Source organism: Bdellovibrio sp. HCB-162 (assembly GCF_047344985.1).
Classification (GTDB): Bacteria; Bdellovibrionota; Bdellovibrionia; order Bdellovibrionales; family Bdellovibrionaceae; genus Bdellovibrio.
On record NZ_CP178861.1, the window covers coordinates 1,514,698 to 1,539,733 of the forward strand.

General features: G+C 44.6%; 27 protein-coding genes. 12 read left to right on the plus strand and 15 right to left on the minus strand.

The genetic code is table 11. The features are described from left to right. Nucleotide 1 precedes the first annotated feature (1 nt). From ACLSSO_RS07360 to ACLSSO_RS07370, 3 genes are all read left to right on the plus strand, one after another. Nucleotides 2–580 carry a c-type cytochrome gene (locus ACLSSO_RS07360; protein ID WP_295905101.1) on the plus strand — a complete coding sequence of 193 codons (579 nt, stop codon included), beginning with the start codon at nucleotides 2–4 and terminating at the stop codon, nucleotides 578–580. Between the two features lie 7 nt (nucleotides 581–587). Continuing rightward, a complete protein-coding gene (locus ACLSSO_RS07365; protein ID WP_413944520.1) occupies nucleotides 588–1,787 on the plus strand; it encodes a molybdopterin oxidoreductase in 1,200 nt (399 codons plus the stop codon). A gap of 455 nt (nucleotides 1,788–2,242) precedes the next feature. After that, complete coding sequence (locus tag ACLSSO_RS07370; RefSeq protein ID WP_413944521.1) at nucleotides 2,243–2,716, plus strand: GNAT family N-acetyltransferase; 474 nt, start codon at nucleotides 2,243–2,245, stop codon at nucleotides 2,714–2,716. Here the strand turns inward: ACLSSO_RS07370 and ACLSSO_RS07375 are convergent. Continuing rightward, nucleotides 2,713–3,651, minus strand: coding sequence for a universal stress protein (locus ACLSSO_RS07375; protein ID WP_413944522.1), 939 nt, complete (start codon nucleotides 3,649–3,651; stop codon nucleotides 2,713–2,715). The two genes, ACLSSO_RS07370 and ACLSSO_RS07375, sit on opposite strands and share 4 nt — an antisense overlap. Nucleotides 3,652–3,788: 137 nt before the next feature. On the opposite strand from ACLSSO_RS07375, the gene ACLSSO_RS07380 reads away from it, so the two are divergent. Further along, nucleotides 3,789–4,328 carry a hypothetical protein gene (locus ACLSSO_RS07380; protein ID WP_413944523.1) on the plus strand — a complete coding sequence of 180 codons (540 nt, stop codon included), beginning with the start codon at nucleotides 3,789–3,791 and terminating at the stop codon, nucleotides 4,326–4,328. Between the two features lie 36 nt (nucleotides 4,329–4,364). On the opposite strand, the gene ACLSSO_RS07385 is transcribed toward ACLSSO_RS07380, so the two are convergent. After that, nucleotides 4,365–4,694, minus strand: coding sequence for a hypothetical protein (locus tag ACLSSO_RS07385; protein ID WP_413944524.1), 330 nt, complete (start codon nucleotides 4,692–4,694; stop codon nucleotides 4,365–4,367). Between the two features lie 354 nt (nucleotides 4,695–5,048). On the opposite strand from ACLSSO_RS07385, the gene ACLSSO_RS07390 reads away from it, so the two are divergent. From ACLSSO_RS07390 to dtd, 5 genes are all read left to right on the plus strand, one after another. Next, the gene (locus ACLSSO_RS07390; protein ID WP_413944525.1) at nucleotides 5,049–5,576 is read left to right on the plus strand and encodes a PilZ domain-containing protein; all 528 of its coding nucleotides are present in this window, start codon (nucleotides 5,049–5,051) and stop codon (nucleotides 5,574–5,576) included. A gap of 106 nt (nucleotides 5,577–5,682) precedes the next feature. Then, nucleotides 5,683–7,647, plus strand: coding sequence for a threonine--tRNA ligase (gene thrS / locus ACLSSO_RS07395; RefSeq protein ID WP_295905373.1), 1,965 nt, complete (start codon nucleotides 5,683–5,685; stop codon nucleotides 7,645–7,647). Nucleotides 7,648–7,664: 17 nt separating this feature from the next. Continuing rightward, a complete protein-coding gene (gene infC / locus ACLSSO_RS07400) occupies nucleotides 7,665–8,339 on the plus strand; it encodes a translation initiation factor IF-3 (protein WP_413944812.1) in 675 nt (224 codons plus the stop codon). A 216-nt stretch (nucleotides 8,340–8,555) separates the two neighbouring features. Beyond that, complete coding sequence (locus tag ACLSSO_RS07405) at nucleotides 8,556–9,167, plus strand: hypothetical protein (protein WP_413944526.1); 612 nt, start codon at nucleotides 8,556–8,558, stop codon at nucleotides 9,165–9,167. 95 nt (nucleotides 9,168–9,262) lie between these two features. Continuing rightward, complete coding sequence (gene dtd, locus ACLSSO_RS07410; protein WP_413944527.1) at nucleotides 9,263–9,700, plus strand: D-aminoacyl-tRNA deacylase; 438 nt, start codon at nucleotides 9,263–9,265, stop codon at nucleotides 9,698–9,700. Here the strand turns inward: dtd and ACLSSO_RS07415 are convergent. The 11 genes from ACLSSO_RS07415 to ACLSSO_RS07465 form a co-directional block, all read right to left on the minus strand. Further along, entirely contained in the window at nucleotides 9,697–10,866 is a 1,170-nt protein-coding gene (locus ACLSSO_RS07415; RefSeq protein ID WP_413944528.1) for a hypothetical protein, read from the minus strand. The genes dtd and ACLSSO_RS07415 overlap by 4 nt on opposite strands. 239 nt (nucleotides 10,867–11,105) lie before the next feature. Beyond that, nucleotides 11,106–12,362 (minus strand): hypothetical protein, encoded by a 1,257-nt coding sequence (locus ACLSSO_RS07420; RefSeq protein WP_413944529.1) that lies wholly within the window; start codon nucleotides 12,360–12,362, stop codon nucleotides 11,106–11,108. Further along, complete coding sequence (locus tag ACLSSO_RS07425) at nucleotides 12,359–13,405, minus strand: hypothetical protein (RefSeq protein ID WP_413944530.1); 1,047 nt, start codon at nucleotides 13,403–13,405, stop codon at nucleotides 12,359–12,361. The genes ACLSSO_RS07420 and ACLSSO_RS07425 overlap by 4 nt, the downstream gene beginning before the upstream one ends. Beyond that, complete coding sequence (locus ACLSSO_RS07430) at nucleotides 13,402–14,151, minus strand: outer membrane beta-barrel domain-containing protein (protein WP_413944531.1); 750 nt, start codon at nucleotides 14,149–14,151, stop codon at nucleotides 13,402–13,404. Before ACLSSO_RS07430 ends, ACLSSO_RS07425 begins: the two co-directional genes overlap by 4 nt. Then, nucleotides 14,148–15,515, minus strand: a complete 1,368-nt coding sequence (locus ACLSSO_RS07435; protein WP_413944532.1) for a hypothetical protein — start codon at nucleotides 15,513–15,515, stop codon at nucleotides 14,148–14,150. Before ACLSSO_RS07435 ends, ACLSSO_RS07430 begins: the two co-directional genes overlap by 4 nt. Nucleotides 15,516–15,529: 14 nt before the next feature. Beyond that, nucleotides 15,530–16,759 (minus strand): AgmX/PglI C-terminal domain-containing protein, encoded by a 1,230-nt coding sequence (locus ACLSSO_RS07440; protein ID WP_295904726.1) that lies wholly within the window; start codon nucleotides 16,757–16,759, stop codon nucleotides 15,530–15,532. Between the two features lie 11 nt (nucleotides 16,760–16,770). Continuing rightward, nucleotides 16,771–17,040 (minus strand): hypothetical protein, encoded by a 270-nt coding sequence (locus ACLSSO_RS07445; RefSeq protein ID WP_295904724.1) that lies wholly within the window; start codon nucleotides 17,038–17,040, stop codon nucleotides 16,771–16,773. Then, on the minus strand, nucleotides 17,037–19,997 hold the full coding sequence (locus ACLSSO_RS07450; RefSeq protein ID WP_413944533.1) for a tetratricopeptide repeat protein: 2,961 nt from the start codon (nucleotides 19,995–19,997) through the stop codon (nucleotides 17,037–17,039). Before ACLSSO_RS07450 ends, ACLSSO_RS07445 begins: the two co-directional genes overlap by 4 nt. Next, nucleotides 19,994–20,488, minus strand: a complete 495-nt coding sequence (locus ACLSSO_RS07455; RefSeq protein ID WP_295904718.1) for an ExbD/TolR family protein — start codon at nucleotides 20,486–20,488, stop codon at nucleotides 19,994–19,996. Before ACLSSO_RS07455 ends, ACLSSO_RS07450 begins: the two co-directional genes overlap by 4 nt. Before the next feature lie 5 nt (nucleotides 20,489–20,493). Beyond that, nucleotides 20,494–20,964, minus strand: coding sequence for an ExbD/TolR family protein (locus ACLSSO_RS07460; protein ID WP_295904715.1), 471 nt, complete (start codon nucleotides 20,962–20,964; stop codon nucleotides 20,494–20,496). 2 nt (nucleotides 20,965–20,966) lie between these two features. Then, a complete protein-coding gene (locus tag ACLSSO_RS07465; protein WP_295904712.1) occupies nucleotides 20,967–21,656 on the minus strand; it encodes a MotA/TolQ/ExbB proton channel family protein in 690 nt (229 codons plus the stop codon). A gap of 340 nt (nucleotides 21,657–21,996) precedes the next feature. Between ACLSSO_RS07465 and ACLSSO_RS07470 the strand changes: the two genes are divergently transcribed. Further along, nucleotides 21,997–22,473, plus strand: a complete 477-nt coding sequence (locus ACLSSO_RS07470; protein WP_295904710.1) for a hypothetical protein — start codon at nucleotides 21,997–21,999, stop codon at nucleotides 22,471–22,473. Between the two features lie 17 nt (nucleotides 22,474–22,490). Here the strand turns inward: ACLSSO_RS07470 and ACLSSO_RS07475 are convergent, their stop codons facing one another. Together ACLSSO_RS07475 and ACLSSO_RS07480 are read right to left on the minus strand one after the other, a co-directional pair. Continuing rightward, nucleotides 22,491–23,522 carry an alpha/beta hydrolase gene (locus tag ACLSSO_RS07475; protein WP_413944534.1) on the minus strand — a complete coding sequence of 344 codons (1,032 nt, stop codon included), beginning with the start codon at nucleotides 23,520–23,522 and terminating at the stop codon, nucleotides 22,491–22,493. 39 nt (nucleotides 23,523–23,561) lie between these two features. Next, the gene (locus ACLSSO_RS07480) at nucleotides 23,562–24,098 is read right to left on the minus strand and encodes a hypothetical protein (RefSeq protein ID WP_413944535.1); all 537 of its coding nucleotides are present in this window, start codon (nucleotides 24,096–24,098) and stop codon (nucleotides 23,562–23,564) included. A 305-nt stretch (nucleotides 24,099–24,403) separates the two neighbouring features. Here ACLSSO_RS07480 and rpmI point away from each other — a divergent pair, with 305 nt between their 5' ends. Then, nucleotides 24,404–24,595: a 50S ribosomal protein L35 gene (rpmI, locus tag ACLSSO_RS07485; RefSeq protein WP_011164102.1), complete on the plus strand. Its 192-nt coding sequence runs from the start codon at nucleotides 24,404–24,406 to the stop codon at nucleotides 24,593–24,595. Nucleotides 24,596–24,665: 70 nt separating this feature from the next. Further along, nucleotides 24,666–25,013 (plus strand): 50S ribosomal protein L20, encoded by a 348-nt coding sequence (gene rplT / locus ACLSSO_RS07490; protein ID WP_295904695.1) that lies wholly within the window; start codon nucleotides 24,666–24,668, stop codon nucleotides 25,011–25,013. The last annotated feature ends 23 nt before the right edge of the window (nucleotides 25,014–25,036 follow it).

Below are 25,036 nucleotides of genomic sequence, written 5' to 3' on the forward strand. Positions count from 1 at the left end.
GATGAGAAGCCTTGTGAATTTATCCATGGGTGTAGCAGCGGCAGGCTTGGCAGCTATCGCATTGTCGAGCTGCGGTCCGCGCGGTAATAAACCCAATGTAGAAATCATCCAAGATATGATGGAGTCTCCGGCGATCAAAGCTCAGGAGTACGACGAAACATCTCCTCACCACAGCGGAATGAGAGTTCCGCCTGAACACACAGCGCCTGTTGGTTTTGAACCGTACAGATACGCAACTGATGTGGAAGGTGCCGCGAAGAATTTGAAAAATCCTTTGGCTGGTAAAATGGACGAAGAGACTTTGCTTGTAGGTCAAAAATACTACGAGACAAACTGCGCGGTCTGCCACGGCTTTAAAGGCGAGGGTGGAACTGAGTCGAAGTCTTCTGTGTCTGAGAAAATGGCTTTGAAACCACCTTCAATCCTGACTGACAAAGTCAAAGGATGGCCGGATGGTCACCTTTACCACGTGATCACGATGGGACAAGGTGTGATGGGCCCTTATGCTTCTCACATTCCACAAAAATATCGTTGGCAAGTTGTTAACTACATTCGCTTCCTAGAGAAGCAATCTAAGTAGGTTTAAAATGGGCGAACACAATCACGTAAATCTACAGGTATCTAAATTTGAAGCTCCGGCAAAGTTGAAAACAATCAGCTTTGCTTTGATTGCGATCGGTCTTTTGACTTTCGTAGTTGGTTTGATGAAAAGTCCAGAAAGACTTTGGACATCTTACCTTGTGGCTTTCTTCTTCTTCTCTGCAATGGCCGTGAGCGGGCTTTTCTGGATTGCTATCAATAATGTAGCAAAAACAGGTTGGTCTGTAACAATCCGCCGTTACGCGGAAGCGACGACGTCTTTCATTCCAGCGATCTTGATCGGTGGTTTGTTGTTGCTCGTTGGTTTTAAGCATCTTTACCCTTGGGCAAATCCTGAGATTGTTGCTGAAAACCCAGTGATCGCAGCTAAAACAGGCTATTTGAATGCAGGCTTCTTCGTTGTGCGTTTGTTCATCTTCGCCATCGGTTGCATGATTTTCAGATGGGTGATGGTTGGAAACTCTTTGAAACAAGATCAAACGGGTGATGAGAACCTAACAAATAAAAACGTGTCTCCAGCAGTTGGATTCATCGTATTCTACGCGTTGGCATTCTCTTTCTTCAGCGTCGACTTGTTGATGTCATTGTTGCCAACTTGGTACTCGACAATCTTCGGTATTTACACTTTTGCAGGTATGTTCCAAGCCGGCATGGCTTTCCTTGCGATCGTTATCGTGTTGATGAAACGCGCGGGCTTCGTAAAAGGTTATGTGACTGAAGAGCACCAACACGACGTTGTGAAGTACCTTAAAGGTTTCTCTATCTTCTGGGCTTACATTGCGTTCTCTCAATTCATGTTGATTTGGTACGCTAACTTGCCAGAAGAAACTGAGTACTACATCATGAGAGCTCAAGGTGGATGGATGAGCATTTCGATGCTTCTTTTGATCTTCCGTTTCGTAGTTCCATTCTTGGCATTGCTTCCTCGTGCAGCGAAAAGAAATGATGCAAACGTTTTGTTGATCTCTGCAATTGTATTGATCATGCAATACGTAGATATCTACTGGATGGTGTATCCAAACTTCTTCGAAGGTCAGGTGACTTTCGGCTTCTGGGAAATCGGTGTCTTTGCTGGTTTTGCGGGATTGTTCTTGCTAACAATCATGTCTTTCTGGAGCAAACACAGTTTGGTTCCTTTGAAAGACCCGAGAATTCACGAAGCAATCAATCACCACGTTGCTTACTAAACTTCGAGGGTCCGGCTTGCTAGCAGTGGGGTGCCGCCGCTAGCAAAACGCTCAGACAGTCCTCGCGCATTAAGGAGCCTTGCTGGCTCCTTTTTCTTTTTTTCTTAGTCTTCTGATTGCTACTGCTGGTCTTTCTTGGCGCTGCGGAACTCGGTTTTGCTAGCGGCGGCACCCCACTGCTAGCAAGCCTCCTCGTGTTTAATAAGCATCTTGGTGATTTCTTTTTCGTGGTTCTTGGACATTCTGTCACTGCGCTTTAATACTGGGCTTCGCCGTTTTCGCCGGCGGAATTATCAAAAACTCTTCCAAATTACTTTGCTTTCCCGCTCAGGAAGAGCGGGAAACAGCCTGCTCATGGACGGCGGAAGATCGCATAATTGTTTCTGCTGTTTTTGAGAGGTATGGACTTCCTTTTTGTAGTGCAGCTGCTTTAGTAAATGTTAGGTTGATTGGGTATGAAGATTGTTTTTAAAGAACTCACTTTAGGTGAACTGATTATTTTGCACGACTCCTATTTTGAGTCTGGCGAGCCTGATGCTCCTTTGAAACGATTTTCTGAAATGTCTCCGCTTGAGCAGAAGCTGGCTCTTGAGGTTTATTCTCCTGAGTTTCATTTTGCGGCTTGGAGTGGAGAAAAGCTTATTGGGTTTGTTGGGGTTTATCCTGACAAGGAGCCTATCAATGTCGGGATCTTTTATATTATTCATCCATCCTTTCGTGGACAGGGATATTTTGCTTCTTTACTGGAGGCTTTGATCGCTCATTGTCGATCTAAATATCCCCACTACAAATACATTCGGGCTCTTACTCGCAAAGAGAATCTTGCTTCGGTTCGTGGGCTTTCTAAAGCTTCTTTTACTTACAATGGTGAATGTGTTGAAGAGCTTCCTCAGCTTGTTTCTTATTCGGAGTATTTACTTTCCATTTAAGATTTCTTTTCTGGTTTTGATCTGACTACGATGACGGGGACGGGTGATGACAAAATCACTTTCCTTGCTGAACTTCCCAGGAAGGCTTTCATCAATTGGTCTGAGTGTGTGCCCATGATAATCAAGTCGTAGCCCTCTTTTATTTTTCTTTGCAGTGTTTTTTCCAGGGCTTCTTCTTTAGCAGTGGCTTCGGATTTTATTGTTAGACCTTCTTTTTGCCAGCGGCGGTTTCGTCGTTCCAGATTTCTTTGTGTGTCTTTGATGAGATCCGTAAACATCTTTTCCATATCAAAGGGAATGTAGCCCGATCCATACAAGCTTTGACGAGTCCTTCTTATTTGGTCTCCGACGGAGTGGAGCATGGTGACTTCACATGACAATTCCTTCGCTAATTTTTGAGCAAAGGTTTCTGCTTCGTTGCTGCTTTCAGAGAGGTCTGAAAGTAAGAGAACTTTAAAGTCTTTATCTATCTTAAACTCTCTTTGTTTTTCCTGAGCCGTGGGTCCTAAGACCAAAACGGGTACGTCGGTGTTTCTTAAAACTTCTTCGGCAACGCTACCTAAAAACATTTTCTCGAGGCCTTTTTTCCCGTGAGTGCCCATGACCACCATGGAAATACTTTCCGAAGCATTGATGCGCGTAAGAATTTCTTCGGCCGGATTTCCTGAGGTGATTTTCACTCGGCCTTTCACGTACGCTTTCATGAATTGTTTCATAATGGACGTTTCAATATCGGCGTAGGTCTCTAAAAGAGCATCGACTTGTTTTCTTTTAAAAAAGCCGGGCTTCAGGTTTTTGACATACAGAAGTTCGATGTCCCAATGAAGGTTTTGTGCAAACTCAACGGCGATATCGCGAATCATTCGAGAGCGCAGTCGTCCTGGCGCGCTTCTTTCTGCCAAGTCATCCGGAACTAAGATGGAATTTGTCGCCATGGTTCGCTCCCTGTTTTTGTTTATTATAGCAATCCCTTCAGCAGGCTCTAGGCAAAGATCCTTGTATTTTAACTTCCCTAAAACCCAGCAGTTGAGGTTCTGCTTTTTCGTCATGAGCATGAAGAAGGGGAGGGTTTATGCGTCTTCTTATTTCCAGTTTCTTTATTCTTCTTTTGCTTATTTCTCTCGACAGTTTGGCAGCGCCTTCAGCGAAAATTAAAAAACTTGTCGACGGTTACTACAGTCAAAAAACCGTGTGGAGTAAACTTCTTGGAACGGCTCCGCGACCTCGTCCTCTGCCGGATCCTCCAGATAGCAACAATCCGCCTCTTCCGGAAAGACCACCCAATCGTCCTCCGAATTGTCCTCCCGCGCATTTTCCTACGGACTGTATAGAGGCTGTTTGCCAGCAGATGAGTCGTTTTGAATGCGATGATCGCGATGATATGATTGAAGTGACCCAGGCTTGCCGCAATGTGGATGGCAGTTGTGTGCGCACTGTGTGCAGTCATGTCAGTCGTTTTGCCTGTGATGAAAAGGTCGAGATTTTTGAGGTCACCGATATGTGTCGGGGGCTGATTGATTCCTCATGCATTGATTACGTCTGTTCGCGAATTTCGAAATTTGAATGTGATGAAATCAGCGAGATCCGCCAGATTGCCGAACAATGTCGGTAAAGAAAGTGCCTGGAAAGGTCCAGGCACTTCATAAAACTACTTCGACATTTGGTCTTTCGTGTCCTTCATCGTGTCGACGGCAGAATCTTTACCTTCTTCAGCACGATGTTTGGCTTTTCTTGCAGCACACTCGACGTCGCCTTCCATACACACGGCTTCTTGAGTTCTGTGCATGCCTTTCTTAGCCATGCGCTTCGTTTTTCGGCCCATTTTTTTAGTTTCATCTTTGGTTCTTTCGCCCATTTCTTTGGCTTTGTCAGAAGTGGTTTGCATGCCTCTATCAACCTTTTCGCCCACGGTCTCTTCTGCGTGAGAGAATGATGCAAACGCCAGCAAAGTCACAAGAGTCATAAAAAAATGTTTCATATTTTTTCCTTTCTTTACTCGTTTTAGTTTTGCGGCGACACCGCTATTTGTAGATTGATAGTCTTGTGCATTTTAGCTCTGGTAAATCAGTAATTTAGCAATGTTGTTTAAAGCTTTCTTTACGCCTGTCCACGCTCTTGACGATGAGGCGCTCTATAAGCGAGCCCACCTTGGGCTTCCGATTTGCAATGGAAGTGTCTCATGCAGATAGTGCCCCTAAGGAATCTCGTTTATCTCAGTTCGAGTCATTCTTTGCCGCCGTACCTTCAATCCCTGAAGGACGTGCGCTGGCATTTTTGTCAGAACCCAGAAGAGTTAAAGCGATACCTTATGTCCCAACAAGGAGAGATCTTCGTGATTATTCGAGTGGAAACCATGACCCAACGTTTGATTCAGGCCTTTATAAGTTGGGGTAAGACAAACCTGAAGCTGTCTTTTATCATAATCGCGCAAAGCATTGAAAAAGCGGCACAACAGGTGGCTTTTTCAAGCAATCAACTGCTTTTTATCTTTGAATCTGAAGGTCTTCGTATTACCGACATTGTGACTCGTCGCCTCATGGGGCTTCCGGTAAAAAGCCGCAAGCAAGAGCGCATGGCCGTGCAGTCTCAAGTGATGCTCAAAAAGTCTGTTCTGGCGGAAGAGTCTCCCACAGGTCGAGGGGTCCAGTTCATCCGTGAAGGTCAGATGCAGGACTTTTCCAAAGGCGGGGCGCAGATCTCCCTCACGCAGGGAACTGTGCGTCTGAAGGACTTTATCAGCCTCATGTACCGCAATCGCCATGGACAATGGGTGTCGGTGGAGTCCCAGGTTCGCTGGGTCGTGTCGGCTGCAAACGGAGACCAGATTATAGGTGTGCAATTTCTTGCTGTGAGTGCTTGACCCCGAGCGGCTACGGGACTACTACTTATGTGATGCAAATGCATAATTCTTCATCACATTTTCTAACTATTTCTTACTCCGGCACAACCGGAGTGCACGCAAGCTAATGTCACAAATTACAATCGTTCTGCCGGATAATTCTACCAAGGTGTTTGACCATGAACCCACGGCGCTTGAAGTAGCGCAGTCTATTGGCCCTCGTTTGGCTAAAGAGACGTTGGGAGTTCACATCAACGGATCTTCAGAGATTTCTGATTTCCGTACGCCACTGAAAGATCAAACCAAAATCGCACTTGTTACAACCAAGAGCCCTGAATCCGTAGAAGTGATCCGTCACTCTTGCGCGCACATCATGGCCCAAGCCGTTCAGGAAATCTGGCCCGAAGTGAAAGTCACTATCGGTCCTGTGATCGAAAATGGTTTCTACTACGACTTCGATTCTCCGTTTGCTTTCACTGAGGAGCACTTCGAGAAAATCGAAAAAAAGATGGCCGAGATCGTTGCGAAAGATTTGCCGATTCACAGAGAAAACTGGCCGATTGCAAAAGCGATTGAAACGTTCAAAAAAATGAACGAGCGCTTTAAAGTCGAGTTGATCGAAGACCTGGCGGCTAAAGGCGAAACAGTTGTCGGTATCTATTTCAACGGAGAAGGTTGGTTTGACCTTTGCCGTGGACCGCACATCCAAAGCACAGGCCAAATCAAAGCGTTTAAACTTCTTTCAGTGGCGGGAGCTTACTGGAGAGGGGACGAAAAGAACGCGCAACTTCAGCGTGTCTACGCAACGGCCTTCAATGACAAAAAAGATCTCGATCTTTATTTGCACAATATTGAAGAAGCTAAAAAACGTGACCACCGCAAGCTTGGCAAAGAATTGGGACTTTTCCATTTCAATGAATTAGCTCCGGGATCTCCTTTCTTTACTGGAAAGGGCGCGACAGTTTACACAGAACTTCAAACGTTCTTGCGCGAATTGTATTTTGAAACGGGTTACCAAGAAGTGATCACGCCGCAAATCTTCGACGTGAACTTGTTCCACACTTCAGGTCACTATCAGAACTACAAAGAAAACATGTTCTTCACGAAAGTGGACGAGCGTGATTTCGCCTCTAAACCGATGAACTGTCCTTCTCACTGCTTGTTGTACAACTCTGAGAAATATTCTTACCGTGATTTGCCAATCAAAATGGCGGACTTCGGTCGTTTGCACCGCTACGAAAAATCAGGAGCGATGCACGGTTTGACTCGTGTTCGTACGTTCTGCCAGGACGACGCGCACATCTTCTGCCGTATGGACCAGCTTCAAGATGAAATCGCGAAGTTCATGAATTTGCTCAACCGCGTTTACGACAAACTAGGTATGAGCAATTACAAAATTTATTTGTCTACTCGTCCAGACAACCGCATGGGCAGTGAAGAGTACTGGGATATGGCCGAAGGCGCTTTGGCTGAAGCTTTGAACTCTTTGAATTTGCCATTCACTTTGAATCCGGGCGACGGCGCGTTCTATGGACCAAAGTTGGATATCATGTTTGTGGATGCTTTGAACCGCCCTTGGCAGTTGGGTACTCTGCAAGTGGATCCAAACTTGCCGCAGGCTTTCGATTTGAAATACACAGGCGAAGACAACAAGGAACACCGTCCAATCATGCTTCACCGTGCGATTCTAGGATCTCTAGAGCGCTTCATCGGTGTTTACATTGAGCACACGGCGGGTCACTTGCCACCATGGTTGTGTCCAACTCAAGTCGCGATCTTGAACGTTACGGACCGCGTGAACACATTCTGTGAAGATTTAATGAAACTTCTCAAGGAGAACAAAGTTCGTGTTGAATTTGATCGCCGTAATGAGAAGCTAAACTATAAGATCCGCGAGGCTCAGCTTCAAAAAGTTCCATACATGATTATCGTAGGGGATAAAGAGGCCGAGACGAAAACAGTTTCTTTGCGCTTAAGAGATGGTTCTGAGCACAAAGGTTTGACTGTGGATCAATTAATGAAAACGATTTTAGACGATATTAAAACAAGACAATTGCAGTCTTCACTTGCGAAGTCTGCAACGACTAACTAGAACCCTGGAGGTTTCCCATTAGCAAGTTCGAAGGTAATTTTAGAGGTGGTGGCGGACGTTTCGACCGTGACCGCAAAAAAGACTCTAAAGACTCATTAAGAGTAAACCGTGAAATTCGTGCACAACAAATCCGTGTTATCGATGATGAAGGTAACATGCTTGGAGTCATGTCTGTTCCTGAGGCGTTACGTATTGCGGAAGATAGAGGCCTCGATCTTCTAGAGATTGCTCCAACAGCAACTCCACCTACTTGCAAAATCATGGATTACGGCAAGTGGAAGTACGAAAATAAAAAGAAAGCTACGGCAGCTCGTAAAAAACAAACTGTTGTAACAATCAAAGAAATCCAAATGCGCCCTCGCACGGACCAGCATGACTTTGAAACAAAGATGAACCACGCACGTCGTTTCCTTTTGGATGGCGACAAAGTAAAAGTCTCTTTGCGTTTCATGGGTCGTGAAATGGCCCACCAAGAGTTGGGTATGGAAGTGATGCAAAAAGCGATCGCTTTCGTGAACGATTTGGCCATGGTTGAAGCTCAACCAAAAATGGAAGGTAAGAACATGTTCTTGATGCTGGGACCAGATCCCCTCAAGATCAAAGAATACCAAAAGCTTCATCCAAACAAATCAAAACAAGACACAAAAGAACTAGCCGAACTAGAAGAAGTCACAGAAGAAGACGAAGACTAAAAGGTGCCTGTTTCTTTTCTGCACTTCAGTGCATCAAAAAAGGGAGTCGAAAGACTCCCTTTCTTTTTAGGTGCCTGCTTCTTTTTTCTGGCTACAACGCAGCAGATCCTTTTAAAAAGTGCCAGGGGATTTTTTACGTCTATATTGCATTAAAAATAGCGTTGGTCTTTTCAATTAAGAATGATTTGATTTAGATAACACCGTCGGAGGCAAACGATGACTAAGAAACTAATTGCGGGTTGTGTTCTCATTCTCTCTTTTCTTTCTTTCAATACAGCTTTTGCTCAAGACGTAAGTGGCGACGGAATTTCAAAAACTGAATTGATCGAATCTCTCAGAAAAAACACGAACCTTAGCCAAGAACAGATCGACGGCCTTATTCAAGTTCTACAAAAACAATTCGATGTTAAACCAGAAGAAAGAATTCCGATCGAAGGTTACTTATATTCAAGCGGAATGAACGGCGCCTTGTTCGTCGATCATGACGTCTGGAATTTCGACGCCACAATGAAAGTGCCGGGGAGTCAGGAACTTGTTACCATTCACGATCTCTATTCCTGTGACTTTCACAACGGCGGCTTGAAATTCGAAATCGCCTACAAGTGGATGTTCACCTTCATTCCTAGAGGAGTGACAGTCGATCAGCTCGATGGCGCTGTTTATGGCCGCGGGATCGGCGTCGTCGCAGATGCCTTGTTGGGCCTTGAAGGCTCCTGGATGCCAGCCAAAAACCGCAATCACGACGTCTTTCACGCCGCTATCAAAGTAGGAATCGGCGGCGGCATCATCTTCCCAAAAATGGAATTCAAACTCCGCCCGATCCGCTAAAAGGTGCTGCCGCACCCTCCGCAGGAGGGCCCACGGCAGTTATTCTGGCTACGCCAAGTCAAAAAAGCAGGCAAAAGTAGAGACGCGAGAGAAATATGAAAGCCGTAGTTCAAAGAGTTCAAAATGCTTCCGTAACTGTTGATGGAAAAATAATTTCTTCCATCGAAAAAGGTTTTCTAACTTTATTGGGAGTCGCCAAAGGGGACACAGAGGAGCAACTTCAAAAACTGATTTCAAAAATCATAGCCCTCAGAATTTTCCCCGATGAAAACGGCAAGATGAATTTGTCACTCAAAGACGTCGGCGGTTCTCATCTGATCGTTTCGCAATTTACACTCTTAGGAGATGCCTCAAAAGGAAATCGCCCGAGTTTTATCGGCGCCGAAGCACCAGACATCGCCAATAAACTCTACGAAAAAGCCTTGGAGCTAAGCAAAGCCCAAGGCGTTCCCACATTCGGCGGGCAGTTCGGTGCCGATATGAAAGTAAATCTTCTCAACGACGGCCCCGTGACACTTATTATTGAAGTTTAATAAACCAACGGATGGCGGCTAATCACTTCCACTTGCGCGGGCGTCAGATAAAAATTTCCCTGGCCCGTAGATGGAAACATCATGTTTTTATAGTCACACGCACTATTCAGAGGATCACGCACGCCCATTGGGACGCCAAAGACGGGGACTTCGCAAACATGGAAAAGCCCCAAATAGTGAGCAATCTCGTGTGCGACCGTTAAGGCATAATCCGGCATCGAAAGACGCGAATCAATTGTTACGTAATCAAGAGAGTTGGGACTCTTACGTTCTTTCTCTGAAAGAATCGTCTTCATACGAACCATCACGCCCGTCGCGTAAGGGGACATATAGCCACCTGGGAGTTGATCCGCATATGCAATCGTCCCAGCACCAACCCAATTAAAAGTCGTCTTCGCAAAGTAAACGTTCACAGCGTCGCCTTTGGAGTATTTCAACATATGCTGCAAACCTTGTCCGTCGCTATCAAAGACAACATCCGCTGTATCATCTAGCGAAAGAACCTGAATGTTGATTCCAGCAAACTTAAAAATATCCTCCAGCACTTTCATAAAAAGTTTAAAGTCTTTATTCTTAGGAACGGACTTCGCATCCCAAAGCGATTTTCCCGCGAAATGCAAACGCAGTGGAATGGTTGGTTTCCGTGCGGCACCAGAAATATTCTTTTTAAAAACAATCTGCACAAGACCTTTTAAATTTCGACATTCAGAATTCTCTGACTGACAAGAAAATTTCATTTTCCACGTGCCCGGAATAATTTTGGTCGCAGTATTGTTGCCAATCAAAGCTGTCGTAATGCCAGTAAAGGAAGGAGCCACTGGGTTTTCCCACTCCATATACGGAATGTGTGCTTCCTTGTTAATATAATCAAAATGACGAGCGGATTTTCCAAGAACAAAATGACTGTTTGGATCCGACATGAACTCAAAGCGAATCCCTGCATAATCAGAGTTCGATGAAAATTGAACAAGAAAGCTTTTGGTATTTGCAGGGACTTGAAACGTCAATTCATCACTCATGCCCGCAGCATTAAATCCCACATCCTTAATATTGAGAATTTGAAGATCCGCTCTGCCTGTAGGCGATTTTTCCAGGGCCCAGGCTGAAGGAGTACCAAGAGAGCATAAGGTCGACATCAGAAGGGGAAGCAACGCCATTTTTCTCATAACAAGACTCCTTTACGAACTGCTATCTAAGTCTTAAACACTGTGACCCTCGTGGTGTCTTCACAGTGTTCGACGGGAACACGGCGACGCCATTATCGACAGCCTATAAACATATGAAGAGTTATTGCAAAAGAAGTGCGCGAAGCCGTTGTTCGGCCTAATTTGCTGAAACGCCAGAAAACAAAAACCCACAACTCGGAAAAGTCGTGGGTTCTTAAGAATAAAAATCTAAAAGAAAACTATTGTTGCTGCTTCAAAGTCAAAGGAGCCAAGTCTACGGAGAAGCGAGCCCCTTCAACATACTCATAATCGATATCACCAGAAAGCTCGATAGAGTTGTTCTCAGGATTGTACAACCATCCACCTTTGGCTTTTTGCGGAATGACTTGCTTACCGTAACGAACGCGAACCATCAACTGACCGTTCTTATCCGTGCGAGGGCGTTGACTCAAGAAGATTTCTTTCGCCAAAGTCTTCACAGTGATATCAGAACCGATCTTCGCAAGATCATCACCGAACTTAGGACTCACGATGCTCATGATATGCTTCGTACGAATCTGATCCGGAGTTCCTTCATTTTGGTTCGCTGCCACGATGAATTTCTCAAGGCGGTCAGGACCAAAACCAGTACACTTGCCATTGTTCTTTGGAGACTTTTGCGAAGTCATATCAAAGCACTCAGGATGGTACTTAGGGTGAATTCTCAAGTCCCAGTCTTTATAATCGTCAGAATCTTGAGGGCGAACAAGCACACCATAAACTGAAACCTTTTCAGCGCGACCACCTTTAAAGTCGATCAACTTCTGAGCCATCTCTTCAGGATTGATACTCTTAGAAGAGTCATCCGCATCTGTCAAAAGAACCACAACCAATTGAGCGTCTTGACGGAAGAAACCTTCATTCGTAGCACCACGGCCCGTTTTTTCAATAGCAGCTGCAAGGGGAGAGAACAATTCTTCAAACTCAGGTCCGCCTTGAGCGTAAGGAGTTACACCGATATTCAAAGTCGAAGCGATCAACTTGCTATTGTTATCCGACTTCGCCACGAAACGACGGTTTGAAGCCGATTGACCTTGAGAGTTTTTAATAAAACGAAGATCACCAATTTGATATTGGTCTTTCTTCATCTGGATATAACGATCTGAACTGTCCCAAACAGAGATCACGCCCACGTGATAGTCGATCATTCTATTTTTAAGAACACCGGCTGTGAACTTATCAATATTGCGCACAAGGTTTTCTTGTGCCGACTTCATACTGTCCGAGTTGTCAGTCACAAACAAAATATCCACTTGCGGATTGAAGTCGAGCTGGCTTTGACCGCCGTCTTCAGTGATCCACTCAGCAGGTTTAATGATCGGTTTTTCATATTGAGGAATTTGCACTTCCGGCTGAACCAAAGGTCTTTCAACTCTCAAAGTCGCAGACTCAGGAGAGCATGCTGATACAAGCATCAAAGCCGACATGTAAATACAGATGATGACGAGAGTTCTCACATCTTCCTCCTGATCCCTTTAGCGCACGTTTTCGCCGCTACCTCGAACTTATCAAGTTCGTCGATCCAAGGTCTGCCGTCATCCATAAAGACCAACTTATCATCCGTAACTTCCTGAAATTTACCTTTTTTGTAAAGCTCTTCCGCCATGTTCATGTCAGTGTGAACACGTTGAATGGCTTCCACTTCAACAAGATTCAATTTTTGAATGATCTTGAAGTTTTCGTTGGTTTCTTCTTGAGCCAATTCTTGAACACGGTCCTTCAAAGAACGGAAAGCTTCTTGATTGATTTTATCCAAAGAGGCTTTCACGCGAGGGTAGTCAGAACCAACCAATTCCATCGCACGTTGAGATGCTTTGAAACGAAGAGCTTGTTTTTGAAACTCAACGTCTTTGTAAATCATCAAAGGCAAACGTTGAACAGAGTCACCCATATCGTCCAAAGTTAAAGGGAACTGATCCGCTTTACGAAGAACTTGCGCTAAAGAATCATTCCAACCTGACTTTGCAAGGTTTTGAACTTCCATGATGCGGTTCTTTTGTTTTTCTTTGAAAATCTGGTGAGTTTCAAAAACGCCTTTGTAATCACAGATCTTCAACTGAGTTAAAGACTGCAATAAAAACGCTTCAGAATTTGAAACTTCAGCAAACTGAGGAGCTAGCAAAGTTTTGGTTTGCGCCAAAGCTTTTTCGTAATTTTCCTGACGGAAATAAGCCCAGCCTTTTTCCTCCACAGCCGACAACCAATAAGTGTTGCCGCGAGGAATTTCGTTGTAAGTGCTGATAGCTTCGTCAAATTGACCTTTTGCAAATTGGCTGCGAGCTTTCTTCAAGGAAGCCTTGTTATCGCAGTCACTGCAAGAGCCAAGGGCTTTCTTCTCTAAAGAAGACGTGTTGAAAGAAGAAGCTCCATTGCTTTCCAAGGATTTCACCCAAGACTTGGCCCAGTCAGAGGCTGAAACGCGATCCGCTGCCAGAGCTTGCGAGTGCAAACCACAGACAACAATCGCAATAGCGCTAAGAGCGAATACCAGCTTCATCATAAAATCCATCCAAGACCGAGAGAACCCGTTACGATATCAAGTTTACGAGCGCCCGTAGCGATTTGGTCTTCGTAACGTTGATAACGAACTTCCGCGCGAGCAGAAACGTGTTTAGAGATCCATGCACCTAGACCCAAACCACCTGTCATCACAGATGTGCTGCCGCTAGAAAGAGTGATATTTCCGCCACCAGCCAAAAGATAAAGGTCAAACTGAGTCACACCCATATCAAGGAAACTCGTCTTACCGTAGATAGGGTACCAGTTCACAACCGCGATCGTTGAATTCAATGGATAGTCGATATCTACAGGAAGAGCACGACCACCAGCTGCTTCAGCGGCTTTCGCGTCGTCATAGATACGTTGACCTTCGCTAGTCAGGCTGTTACCGAAATCGTAGTAACGAACACCCACAGACCAACGGGGAGTGATGTGGTAATCTACTTGAGCACCCAAGCTTTGCGTTTTTACGTAAGCATCACCACCAAAAACGCTGCCGTAAGAAAGACCGAACTCAAGAGTGTTATTGCGATCGACGATGCGCTCTTGAACGATACGAGAACGGCTTGTCGATTTGATCTTTTGCGCCATCTCCATCAATTCTTGGTTACCACCTAAAGAATCGATATCTTCAGAAGCATTGATTTGTTTTGCAGCAGATTTACTTTTTGAAGACGCAGCGTGAGCCGTTGTCGTCATCAAAGAGCATGCAAGCAATGTGATTGCGATGATGTTCATAGTTTTCATTTTGCAGCCTCCGCTGGGCAGAGCTTCTTGTCTTCCTGAGAAGCAAGAACCTTCAATTTATACGCAGTCACGTCAGAATTTCTGCCGTTCACCACGCTTTGCGCGTTCATAGAGATTTCCCCACCCAAGTTCGCAGCTGTTGCATCACAAGGAACGGACCAAGTAAGGACACATTCTTGTTTTGCAGCCGTCGCTGCCGAAGCTTTACATTCTACTTTTGGAGAACCTGGCAAGCTTGAAGTTGCAGGTTCTACTTTTACAACAGCGTCTTTATCCGCTGAAGAAACAACAAAGTTCAAAGTCACATTTTGTCCCGGAGACACTTGCAAACCTTGTTGACCAAGACCTGACAAATCAAAACGGGGAGCTGCAATCGGTTTCGTGTAACGAACTTTAACCTGAGTCAAAGATTCAGGTGTCGAAAGACCGTAAGGGCTGTACACCTTAAAGCTCAAACGAACGCGAGTGCCATCAGCATTAGAGAGGATTGAACCATCTTTAGCCAGTTGTGGTTGAACAGAGATGTTTTTAGTATCGAAGATCAAAGTGAACTTCCATTTAGAGTCACCAAGATACTCCGCTTCTTTTTTATTCAAATCAGCGACAACATAACGAGCGCCATCAAGTTCTAGGAAGCTGTTGCCAGCTGTGTAGCTAACGCCGTCGTAACTCACAACAAGGCGAGGTTTTTGCGGAGCTTTATTATCAGTCCCAGGAACTTTCACAGTCACAGTGAAAGGAACCAAAGAACCCTCATTCACTTCAGAAGCAAGGCCTGCCACAGTCAAAGCCGAAGGAGCTTCTTGGTTGCGGAACAAGAAGATATTAAATTCTTTTTCACGAACAAGGCCTTTAAGTTTGTCAGCTTCAACTTGGCTGCTTGAAGAAGTCACTTCAGCAGAAACTTTTGCTGTGTAACTCTTCATAGCCGCATTCGCTGGAACTGTGTAAAGAGCCGGAGTCCAAGTCAGGATATAAAGATCTTTTTCCTGAGTTGATTTCTCAAGTTTCGCTCCATCAGGAAGACCTGAAGCCGTCAATTTGATCTCGATACCTGGAACAAGAACGCGAGCGCGGATTTTAAACTGCGCTTGTTGACCTTCGTTGAAAGTCATTTGTGCATCTGGAGTGATCACGATGAATTTTTCGTCAATCGTAGATTCCTCTTTAACAACCACAACCGGTTTTTCCACGATCACTGTGTTTGTGATCTCACGAGGTTTATCAGGACCTTGTTGAGCTTGTACTTTGGCGTTCTTACGCATTTCCGCAAGACCCGAAGCTGGATCTTTTTTATACTCTCCGCAACCAACCGCTGCGAGAGTCAAAGCTACTAGAGGGAGAAGAGTTTTGGTGTTTTTCATTTTCACATCTCCTCTTATCGAGCACTCACGCGAGTGAGTTCGAAAGGATAAAGTACGTCAACGTTTACTTGTCCAACCGGACGTGGGAATTGCCATGTTTTCATTCTTTGTAGCATGCAGTTTTCAACCATGCGTGAGCCCAAAGAAGACTCTGCTACTTTCGCTACTGTGATACGGCCCGAAGCGCCAATTACGAAGCTGACAGCGACGCGACCACCGATTGTTGGTTGGGCTTGAAGTCCTTTTTCGTAGCAGTACGTGATTTGACCTTTGTTACGGTTGATCACCGCGATAATTTGGTCTTGGTCCAAACCACCTTCAACAGTCACTTCTTCATCAAGAGGCAGGCTTGTTGCGGCAGTTCCGCCAACCATAGAGATCTTGCCGTAACCAGCGCGACCACCACCAGAACCTTTCGTTCCGTAGCCACCAGCACCTTGTGCACGCGCGCCTTCACCCGCAGAACCCGCAATCAAACCATTGCCAGGCATATAACCTTTAGCACCGCCACGGCCCGCATTACCGATACCGCCGCCACCTGCGCCAGTTCCTGCAGCTCTGATGTTTTTCAAAGACTGCATATCCAAACCCTCAGCACCTTTGTGGCCTGTTTTAAGTCCACCCAACGCTGCCAAAGCGCCAACACGGCGAACGTCAGTCGCTTTTGCCGTATGAACTTTATAAGGCTTCGTCAAAAGTTTCTTAGCAACAGGTCTGTAGACTTTGTTCGTTTGCTTAATTTTAGTTTTAGAAACTTTCACAGTCGGACGAGCTTCTGGCTTTTGTTTTACCACGGGCTCTTCCTGTGGAAGCATGATCGTCACAAGAGGTGGCTCTTGAGTTTTGCTGAAGTAATTTAAATAAACCCATGAACCCAAGATCAAGAAGAAGACAGCAATCATGTGACCAGCTGCCGTTTTCTGCAGCATTGTTTTAAGCTGTTCATTGTCGTCTTCTTGAGCCAAAGAATGTGTCGGGCTATTTTGAACACCCGAAGCAGGATAGAGGCGAACGCGGCCTAAACCTTGAAGTTCAAGGCCGTTCTCAGAAAGTTGCGACAATTGAATTTCAGAAATAAGAGTGTAGTTAACTTTATTCTCATCAAGGTCATTAAGATGAGCAAAGGCTTCAACACGGCGGCTGTCTTTCAAGTAAACCAAATTCAAAGAATCTGATTCAACTGCGAAAGTGCGAACCTTTTGGCCTAACTGATTTTCGAGTATTAGAAGTTTCGCTGCGCTCATAATCTTTGCCTTTAGTTACGTTCTGTTTCTTTTTCTTGGCGGTCCTCAAACTGAGTTCTGCCTTTCAAAAGATCTTCCAAAAGTTTATCGTTCTCTACCGTTGCTGCCGTACCCATGGAGCTTTGGTATTTACCTCTCAGCGAGGACCCGTTGAATTTAAACGAAGTACCAAGCTGTCTTTTTGTCGCCGTTGGTTTTGCATTTTTCTCTGCAGGTTTTCCGGCGGCAAAGGTCGTATGGGATAACAGCAAAATGAGGGCCAAAGAAATCACGGATTTCATAAGCTTTTTCCTCTCTGTAGATGGCTTAAACGAGCTTCCAAGTAAGCAGGCATTAAAGGATGGCCAATTTTCGTCTCGATCTGTTTCAATTTTTCAATGTTACGTGGATTCATAGGGTCTTCTGCCACTGTATTGCGAGCGGCGATAAGATCGCGTGACGAAAAAGGTCTCTCATCCAAAGCGTTTTCCAACGCTGTTTTCATGGCACCTTTTCCAGGGATCTCGTTAAGCAATGTCAACTCACGCGCGAGCAAATTACGAAGCTCTGGGCGTGCTGTTTGGTAGTCCTTAATTGTCTGAGCCAAAGCCGAAGATCTATTCCAAATTTCTTGCTGTTTTTGCTGAGCCACTCTTGCTTTGTATAAGAATGGTTTTGATTGAGCTTTAAGCAAAGAAATATACTGATTTTGCTCTTTCGCGGTTAAACCCTGAGGCATTGGCAAACCCGCCAAGTCACGAACCATGCGTTCGTTCTCAGAAGAAACCAAATTCAAGGCCATCATCTGAGCTGTCACGTCTTTCAACGTCAAGCTTTCAGCCAAGATCTTATCAGCCTTCTTCAAAAGACTTACACGTTCCGCAATTGTTTTTTGCAACAAACGATCTTTGCTTGAATTCAACTGATGAGAAGCAATCGACGCTTTTTCCTTCTGAACTTTTTCATAGAAGTCTTGTTTCTTCACGAAAAGGGGAGCGGATTGACGACGAAGCTCTTTCATCTCAAGAACAGACTTTAATGCTGAAGCATTTCCGGTTTGAGCATAAACCAACAAAGTCGTCTCGTTCAAAAGAGCCGGTCTTTGTTTCAACTCAGGAGCTTGAGCTTTTAATTCTCTCACTGGATTTTCAGAAGTCAAAACCAAGCGAGAACGAACGATCAAAGATCTTTCACCGCGAAGGCCCGCATCCAAAGCTTTGCGGTAGTGCTTCGAAGCATTAAGACCCGCAAGGTCCGCCAATGTTCCAAGACGGAATTCTTTTTCTTTTTCAGAGATCTTTGGATTATCAAGACGCAAAGCTGTTGCGTAAGCGTTTTTAAAGTCCAAACGTTTCTCGTAGAAACCAGTCAGTTGCTCAAGAGTGTTTTCACGTTGTTCTTTTGTCAAACCAGGGATCGCCATCAATGACGCCAAAGACTCAACGTAGATTTTCTCTTCACCCAGTTTTTGCGCAAGAACACTTTGGTTATTATAGAACAAGATCTTTTCTTGATTGCTTGCTGTTTGAATCTTACGAGCATCAAGACTGTTCAAAGCCTTCTTAAGATCCGACTTCGTTGAGCGAGGGTCGTTAGCAACACGAGCCACTCTGTTCATCAAAGATTTACGAGCGATAGATTCAAACTCAGCACGAGCCTGAGGGAAGATCTCAGAGTAATCCCAAGCCAATTCTTCCAAGGCTGTTTCATTTTTAGTTTGAACCAACGAGTCCAAAGAAAGGTCTGCTGCTTTCTTGCGAAGATCCGCTTTGCCAGATTTATCCTTAGCCAAATCCTCGAAATCTTCGGCGGCTTGAGCAAATTGTTTTTGTTGGTAGCTCAAGTAAGCCAATTGATATCTTACTTCGAAAGACTTTTCGCTCTTAGAAGCGTATTTCAAGTAGTGAACATAAGCTTCTTTTTGCAAAGCTGGGTTTTTAGATTTTTCCGCAGCAGAAACTTCATTCAACAAAGCCTCTTCACGTTCTTTAGAGGAGAACTGACGGCTTTCGCTGATCGTGCGATACAAAGAAACTGCAACAGGGTAGTTGTTCAGTTCCATTGCTACCGAAGCCCCACGTTGAGTCATCTCCATGTCTTGTGGGAATGTTTTATTGTACGTCAAATAAGCGTCCATCAAATCCTGGTCCGGATTTAACTTCTTAGAACGGTGAAGTTCCGTTACATAACGTTTCATGGATTTTTGCAGCTCTTCGCACTTCTCACCAGAGCAACCGGATTTTTGCAGAGCCAAAGCGGCCTTAGAAAATTCCGCCACGGATTCTTTCGTTTGACCGCGGTCATAGTTGATTTGCGCAAGCTGAATAGAAGCTTCCACGCGCTCTTCTTTCGAAAGAGCCGCGTCAGCCAAATAGCGGCTCATGATTTCTTGAGCGGCTTTCTTTTGACCGATACGGTCTGTTTCTTTGGCAAAGTAAAGCATCAGGTCTTTGCGCTTTTCAACCGGAGTTAAAGTTTCAAATGTATTGATTTCGCGAACTGTAACTTCTTGTTTTGTATAGAAAGAAGCAAGGTCACGCAAAACGTCTGTATGGAAAGGAGCATCGTACTTGCTGCCTTCCTCAGTTTCGCGAGTGATTTGTGAAGGGTCTTTCAAAAGACCTTCGAGTGTTGCAATCGCAGATTTCAAGTTGTCCGTGTTGAAATCACACCAAGCGACGTTGTAAACCGTCAAATAACGATTTTGCAGATTTTTATCTTTTAAAGCGATTTTATAGTTTTCACGAGCCTCTGCAAAACGACCTTTTTGGAATAAAAGATCTCCCAGGCCTACGTGAGAACGAGTGACGATCTCAGCAGAGATGTTTTTCTTTTTCGCATCTTTGATGATGCTTTCATAAAGAGAAATAGCCTTATCAACTTGGCCTGCCATTTCATACAAGTGCGCCAATTGGAAAAGAATAGGGCCGTGTTCGTTAACTTTCACTTCTTGAAGAATGGATTCGTAGATTTTAATAGCTTTTTGACGGTCGTCTTTAGAACCTTTGCAGCCGTCGCAGTTAGCTTCCACTTCAAGCATAAAGCGCGTGCGCGCTCTTTCAGAAAGAAGATCCGCCAAACGCTGCTGGCTCGACAACCAAGCACCGTCTGACTTTTCCATTGCGGAAAGAACTCTTTCCATCTTTTTGATAACGAGATCCTGAGTCTCTGCATTCATTTTATCAGCAAAGGCTTGAGGAGAACTCAAGATTCCCGTAACAAAAGCGCCTAGAATAAGGATGTCGTTAAGTGTTTTCATCGTGCAGGTACCACCGCAAATTTCATTTTCTCAAAGCCAGATAAAGAGCTCGCTTTAAGAAGAGGATCCAAGTCCTCGTATTTCATCTCTTGATCGGCCTGAACTAAAAGTTCCATGGCTTTTTCTTGAGATTTGTTTTTTAACTCCGTCAACTTTTCGCCAAGGGCTTTCACCGGAATCACTTCGTCATTCAAACGGTAAATACCTTTTTGGATTGTTAAAATCGGAGTTTCTTTTTCAATGCCGACACTGTGTTCAGCCATTGGTAAAGACATCTTCGAAGGAATTTTAGATTCCATTCCGCTGTTTTGCGTTCCGATCAGAAGATAGATAACGATGATCGAAAAAGCGTCGATCAAAGAAGTCAAAGGAAGCGCCAAAGCCAAGTTTGCCGCTGCCGATTTTTTCTTCTTCATTCCAGGTTTCAAGCTTTGCAAGTCACCTAGAGGAGATCTTTTTTTACCAACGTTTGCAAAGGACGATGTTTTCATAAGTCCTACCCAAGAGGGGACAAGCCCACTCCCTCAAATTGAAACTGTTTAAGTTTATCCATGATGCGAATCACATCGCCGTAAGAAGCGGTTGCTTCAGGACGTACGATGCCGGTTTTAAGATCCGGAAACTTTTCGCGAAGAGCTTGAAGTTTTTGTTCAAGCGCGGCCCAGTTCACACCTTTGCCTGCAGCCTGAATATTATCTTCATGGGTTTTGGCACCAGGAAGATCGCGCAAAGACAGTTGAACAGCTCCTTGTGTGTTTACCGTGATATACAAGGAAGGAGGATTTTTAGCTCCAGCCACAGAGTTATCGCCGATTGCTTGGCGCGTGTCGATCGTGCCGATTTGAATCCATACTGCTGTTAACAGAAGGAAGCAGATCAGAACCGACAAGATATCCAAGATCGGTAGAATATTAAGTTCAAAATTCAAATCTTTGTCGCCATCACCGGCGCCGCCCATCATGCCCATGATTATCTCCCAGCGTTAGCAGGAACTTCTTTTTTCGCAGTTACAGGCTCGTAGTGGTAACCCAATTGGATGAACAAATTCAAAGCACCTTTATTAAGGTCGTCAGTCAAACGAGATGCTCTGTTTTGCAAAACCGCATACATGATCAAAGCAGGAACTGCCACGATCAAACCGTAAGCTGTTGTATTCATCGCAAGAGAAATACCTTGAGAAAGGATCGTCGCTTTTTCAGCAGGGTTCGCATTCGAGATACCCGCGAAAGAGTGGATCAAACCTGTGATTGTACCTAATAGACCCAACAATGTTGCTACGTTGGCAAACATCGCAAGGAAACCGATGCGCTTTTCAACGCGAGAGTTTTCTTCAAGAAGAACTTCATCCATTTTAAGTTGGATTTCTTCTTTACCACCCATATCCATTGCAGCTTGAATGCCTGCAGAAGCAACAACTCCCAATGGTTCTTTCGTGCCCATTTGTAGAGATCTGCGCAAAGCTTTATCCAAGTTTCCAGCACGAATGTCTTCGGCAAGAACTTTAGAAAGCTCTTTTTGGTTGGTTTTACGAGAACCGAAAAGGGCAAACGCTCTTTCCGCAATAATAGCGATTGAAACAACTTGTGCTGCCAAAATCGCCCACATCCAAATAGCATCGCCAGAAGTAAATCCGCGACCAAGTGACAATAGGAATTCCATATAATAATCCTCCAACGGTAAATCCTGCGGTCTTAGGAGCAAGGGGGGTGCCAGAGTATGGGAACCGTTGGCCCGGCGAACTTTTAAGATTTAAAAAGTGACAAAAAGGGGCCCTCGGAACACGGCGAAGCCTTTGTTTCGAATAGAGACGCGAAGTTTTTCTAAGAACTTTCAATACTCTATCCCTGATATGGAAATTTAAAAGACAGCGGAAAACCTCAAGATGACCATTTTGATATAAATGATTCAGATAGGTGCCGCAAATTGGCGTCTTTCACTTCAAAACCTCTTTTCTTTAGGAAGGTGATTTTGTTACAATCACTAAGAGGTTTAGCAGCGCATGCGTTCGTTCATTCTCCTCAGTCTTATCTTGGCGTCATCTTCTTGTGTGTTTGCCACAACGGGAACTCCTTTAGATACAAAGTACAAAACAGAACTTGAATCTTCCGTCCAGACGATTGATGAAAGAGATCTCGATGCTCTTGTCGAGGCCTTGAATGAATTTTTAAAAGCCGATCAAAAATACCGCTCTGATATGGAGCCGATTTTTAGAAACATCCGCAGAGAACTTGCAAAGCTCAAAGAAAAAGGACTTCTAAAAATGGAGTTCGATCCGCGTCGTCTTTCCGATGAAGATCTTGCGGAGAAAATTCGCAAGATGACAGCTTATAAAGAAGTCGCAGGTCCTTCGGTTTTAGTTAAGACAATTCATGTGGGACTTGTGTGCACGGGCCTTTTAACGGGAAAATGCGGGCGTCTTCCCGAAATTCAAATGCCGGCTCCAGCACCGATTACCAGAGCCACGGGAACAAGATAGTCAGTGGTTCGAAATTCTTAACTTCTCCACTGTGAAGTGAGCCACTTCCAAACTTCAGGACGACGTTCGCCAATATCAAAGTGATTTCCGTCAAACTCGACATATTCATGATGAACTTGATGTGATTTCAGCATTTTTGAAATTTGACGAGATCCATATTGCAGATGGAAGTTGTCTTTAGATCCACAATCTAAATAAATCCCCGAAAGTTTTTTTAAATTGCGAATTCGTTCGGGCAAAAAGTGCAGAGGATCTTTCGCAAGCCAGTTTTTCCAGATGCCAGGAATTTTTTCTCCCGTATGCGTGTCGATAGGAAATTCAAAATCACCGTGAGTGCCTTTCGCTGAATAACAAGCGGCCATGCCAAACGCATTCACGATGGTGTGCCAGTTGCGCATCTTCATCAATTTACCATTACGGAGTTCTTCAAGGGCACGAAGACCTGACTCTTTATATTTTTCCCACAAAGGAAGCGCATGATAAAGTTCCGGCAAAAGACTGGCTTCAAAGAAAGAATCCGGAGCAATAGCGCCGACGTAACCAAACACTTCAGGATATTTCGAACCTAAATGCAAAGAACCGTAACCTCCGCTAGAGCCTCCGGTCACGCACCAGTCATTCACTTTGTGCGAAACAGGGTAGTGCTCTTTCACGGCAGGAATCAGCTCTTGCATAATATAATCTTCATAATTTCCAGTTGCTGCTGAATTGATAAACTGAGAGCCACCCCAGGACGTCAAAGCATCGACGAAAACATACAAAGCTTCCGGCGCTTCGCCGCGACCAAAACATTGATCGATCACTTGAATCGCATTTTGTTCATGAAATTTGGGATTAAAATAATAAGGCGCATTGCCAGTGAAACCACTGAGCACAACGACAACAGGCCATGGTCCTTCCGAGCGAGGAATTAAAAGAGCGTTGTAGCGAGTTGTTGGATCTTTTAAAGGATTGTTTTTAAGAAGAGCACTTTCAATTTTCAGAGTTTCAATTTGAAAGTGCTCGACATCATAAGCGCGGAAATTTTTTAAGATCTCTGTTGTTTTCATGAAGAAAAGTCTGGCATCTTCACCGAGATCTATCAAACACTATTGAACAGGAAGCTTGACGATCTTTCCTAGCTCCAATGTTTTTGTCACAGAGCCAAGATACTTCATATTCGCATCCGTATTAGCAACGGCGTGTTCTGTGAATGTCACCATATGTGTGGATTCAAAGTAGTGTCCCGTGCCTGCAGAGCGGAAGCCCACAAAGAAAGTGTAACCGGAAGCACCTTCCATCCAACCTCCACGACCAAAAGAAGTGCGGATGATCTCTGTCACCTCAACAGCGCCGCAACCATCAATCCATCCATCAGGAGTGGCACTGATTTTCTGACAGTGTTCCATTTCCAAGGTTTGTTTAAGCAAACTCAAGCGTGATTGCGAATCATCTAAAAGCATATTGATGAACTGAGGGTTTTCAGCGCCATCAAGATAGGCCGCGGCTTGCGTTCCATCTTTGTCCTCCGTTTCGATGCTGACGATAGCTTTATTGCTGTTTACTTTTTGAAAGTCGCGAACGTCATCGGCATGCGCGGAAAGAGTGACAAAAAGAGAAAGGACGAGGCCAAAGATCTTATACATATGAGAAACTCCTGATTTTGGAAGGGGTAAATAGCCTTATTTTTAGGCAAGGCGCTTCTACCAAAGAACTGGAGTAAAGACGTTATAAATAACGATAATGTTCCTTAAATTATTGAAATTAGATAAGAATGTTCGATTTACAAGGGTGAACCCAGAAGAGGCTGAAACTCTTCTAACCCCCTAAAAAAGCTTGCTTTTACCTGTCAATCGACCTAAAACGATGAGTCCGTAATTATGACTGTCTAAGGCAATGGTTAAGAGCTGTCCCTATCGGGAGAGACGCCTTATCGGTGGAAGGTATTACTATGAAAATGCGCACACACTCAGGCGCTAAAAAACGTTTGAAAGTTCTTTCAAGCGGTAAAGTTAAAAAGAAAAGCACTCGCATGCGTCACTTGAACTCTCACATGAGCTCTAAGACGAAAAGACAACTAGGTAAAACATCATACGTTGAAGACGCGAACATGCTTCAAGTTCGTCGTTGCCTAGTATTCTAATTTTATAAGTTTAAAAAATTAATTGTCTTTTCTGTTGCCCGGCTAAGTCCGTGGCGTAATGAGGTTTAAAATGGCTCGTGTAAAATCTGGTAAAACAAATCGTGCTCGTCACAAAAAAGTTCTTAAAAGAGCAAAAGGTTACTACAGCGCTGGTTCTCGCGCGTACATCCACGCGGTAGAGAAAAACGACCGTGGTATGGCGTATGCTTACCGCGACCGTAAAGTTAACAAACGTAACTTCCGCACTTTGTGGAACCAACGTATCAATGCAGCAGCTCGCTTGAACGGAACTACATATTCTCGTTTGATCGGTGGCTTGATTAAAGCTGGCATCCAAGTAGATCGTAAAATCTTGGCTGACCTTGCTATCAACGACGCAGCGGCATTCACTGCACTTTGCAAACACGCTTTAGCGTAGGCTGAAGCTCTGTTTGAAGGAGC

Excerpts from the sequence above, each read along its gene's own strand:
- ACLSSO_RS07360 (WP_295905101.1), top strand. The coding sequence starts at position 2 with ATGAGAAGCCTTGTGAATTTATCCATGGGTGTAGCAGCGGCAGGCTTG.
- ACLSSO_RS07365 (WP_413944520.1), top strand. The coding sequence starts at position 588 with ATGGGCGAACACAATCACGTAAATCTACAGGTATCTAAATTTGAAGCT.
- ACLSSO_RS07370 (WP_413944521.1), top strand. The coding sequence starts at position 2,243 with ATGAAGATTGTTTTTAAAGAACTCACTTTAGGTGAACTGATTATTTTG.
- ACLSSO_RS07375 (WP_413944522.1), bottom strand. The coding sequence starts at position 3,651 with ATGGCGACAAATTCCATCTTAGTTCCGGATGACTTGGCAGAAAGAAGC.
- ACLSSO_RS07380 (WP_413944523.1), top strand. The coding sequence starts at position 3,789 with ATGCGTCTTCTTATTTCCAGTTTCTTTATTCTTCTTTTGCTTATTTCT.
- ACLSSO_RS07385 (WP_413944524.1), bottom strand. The coding sequence starts at position 4,694 with ATGAAACATTTTTTTATGACTCTTGTGACTTTGCTGGCGTTTGCATCA.
- thrS (WP_295905373.1), top strand. The coding sequence starts at position 5,683 with ATGTCACAAATTACAATCGTTCTGCCGGATAATTCTACCAAGGTGTTT.
- ACLSSO_RS07405 (WP_413944526.1), top strand. The coding sequence starts at position 8,556 with ATGACTAAGAAACTAATTGCGGGTTGTGTTCTCATTCTCTCTTTTCTT.
- dtd (WP_413944527.1), top strand. The coding sequence starts at position 9,263 with ATGAAAGCCGTAGTTCAAAGAGTTCAAAATGCTTCCGTAACTGTTGAT.
- ACLSSO_RS07415 (WP_413944528.1), bottom strand. The coding sequence starts at position 10,866 with ATGAGAAAAATGGCGTTGCTTCCCCTTCTGATGTCGACCTTATGCTCT.
- ACLSSO_RS07425 (WP_413944530.1), bottom strand. The coding sequence starts at position 13,405 with ATGATGAAGCTGGTATTCGCTCTTAGCGCTATTGCGATTGTTGTCTGT.
- ACLSSO_RS07430 (WP_413944531.1), bottom strand. The coding sequence starts at position 14,151 with ATGAAAACTATGAACATCATCGCAATCACATTGCTTGCATGCTCTTTG.
- ACLSSO_RS07435 (WP_413944532.1), bottom strand. The coding sequence starts at position 15,515 with ATGAAAAACACCAAAACTCTTCTCCCTCTAGTAGCTTTGACTCTCGCA.
- ACLSSO_RS07440 (WP_295904726.1), bottom strand. The coding sequence starts at position 16,759 with ATGAGCGCAGCGAAACTTCTAATACTCGAAAATCAGTTAGGCCAAAAG.
- ACLSSO_RS07445 (WP_295904724.1), bottom strand. The coding sequence starts at position 17,040 with ATGAAATCCGTGATTTCTTTGGCCCTCATTTTGCTGTTATCCCATACG.
- ACLSSO_RS07450 (WP_413944533.1), bottom strand. The coding sequence starts at position 19,997 with ATGAAAACACTTAACGACATCCTTATTCTAGGCGCTTTTGTTACGGGA.
- ACLSSO_RS07455 (WP_295904718.1), bottom strand. The coding sequence starts at position 20,488 with ATGAAAACATCGTCCTTTGCAAACGTTGGTAAAAAAAGATCTCCTCTA.
- ACLSSO_RS07460 (WP_295904715.1), bottom strand. The coding sequence starts at position 20,964 with ATGGGCATGATGGGCGGCGCCGGTGATGGCGACAAAGATTTGAATTTT.
- ACLSSO_RS07465 (WP_295904712.1), bottom strand. The coding sequence starts at position 21,656 with ATGGAATTCCTATTGTCACTTGGTCGCGGATTTACTTCTGGCGATGCT.
- ACLSSO_RS07470 (WP_295904710.1), top strand. The coding sequence starts at position 21,997 with ATGCGTTCGTTCATTCTCCTCAGTCTTATCTTGGCGTCATCTTCTTGT.
- ACLSSO_RS07475 (WP_413944534.1), bottom strand. The coding sequence starts at position 23,522 with ATGAAAACAACAGAGATCTTAAAAAATTTCCGCGCTTATGATGTCGAG.
- ACLSSO_RS07480 (WP_413944535.1), bottom strand. The coding sequence starts at position 24,098 with ATGTATAAGATCTTTGGCCTCGTCCTTTCTCTTTTTGTCACTCTTTCC.
- rpmI (WP_011164102.1), top strand. The coding sequence starts at position 24,404 with ATGAAAATGCGCACACACTCAGGCGCTAAAAAACGTTTGAAAGTTCTT.
- rplT (WP_295904695.1), top strand. The coding sequence starts at position 24,666 with ATGGCTCGTGTAAAATCTGGTAAAACAAATCGTGCTCGTCACAAAAAA.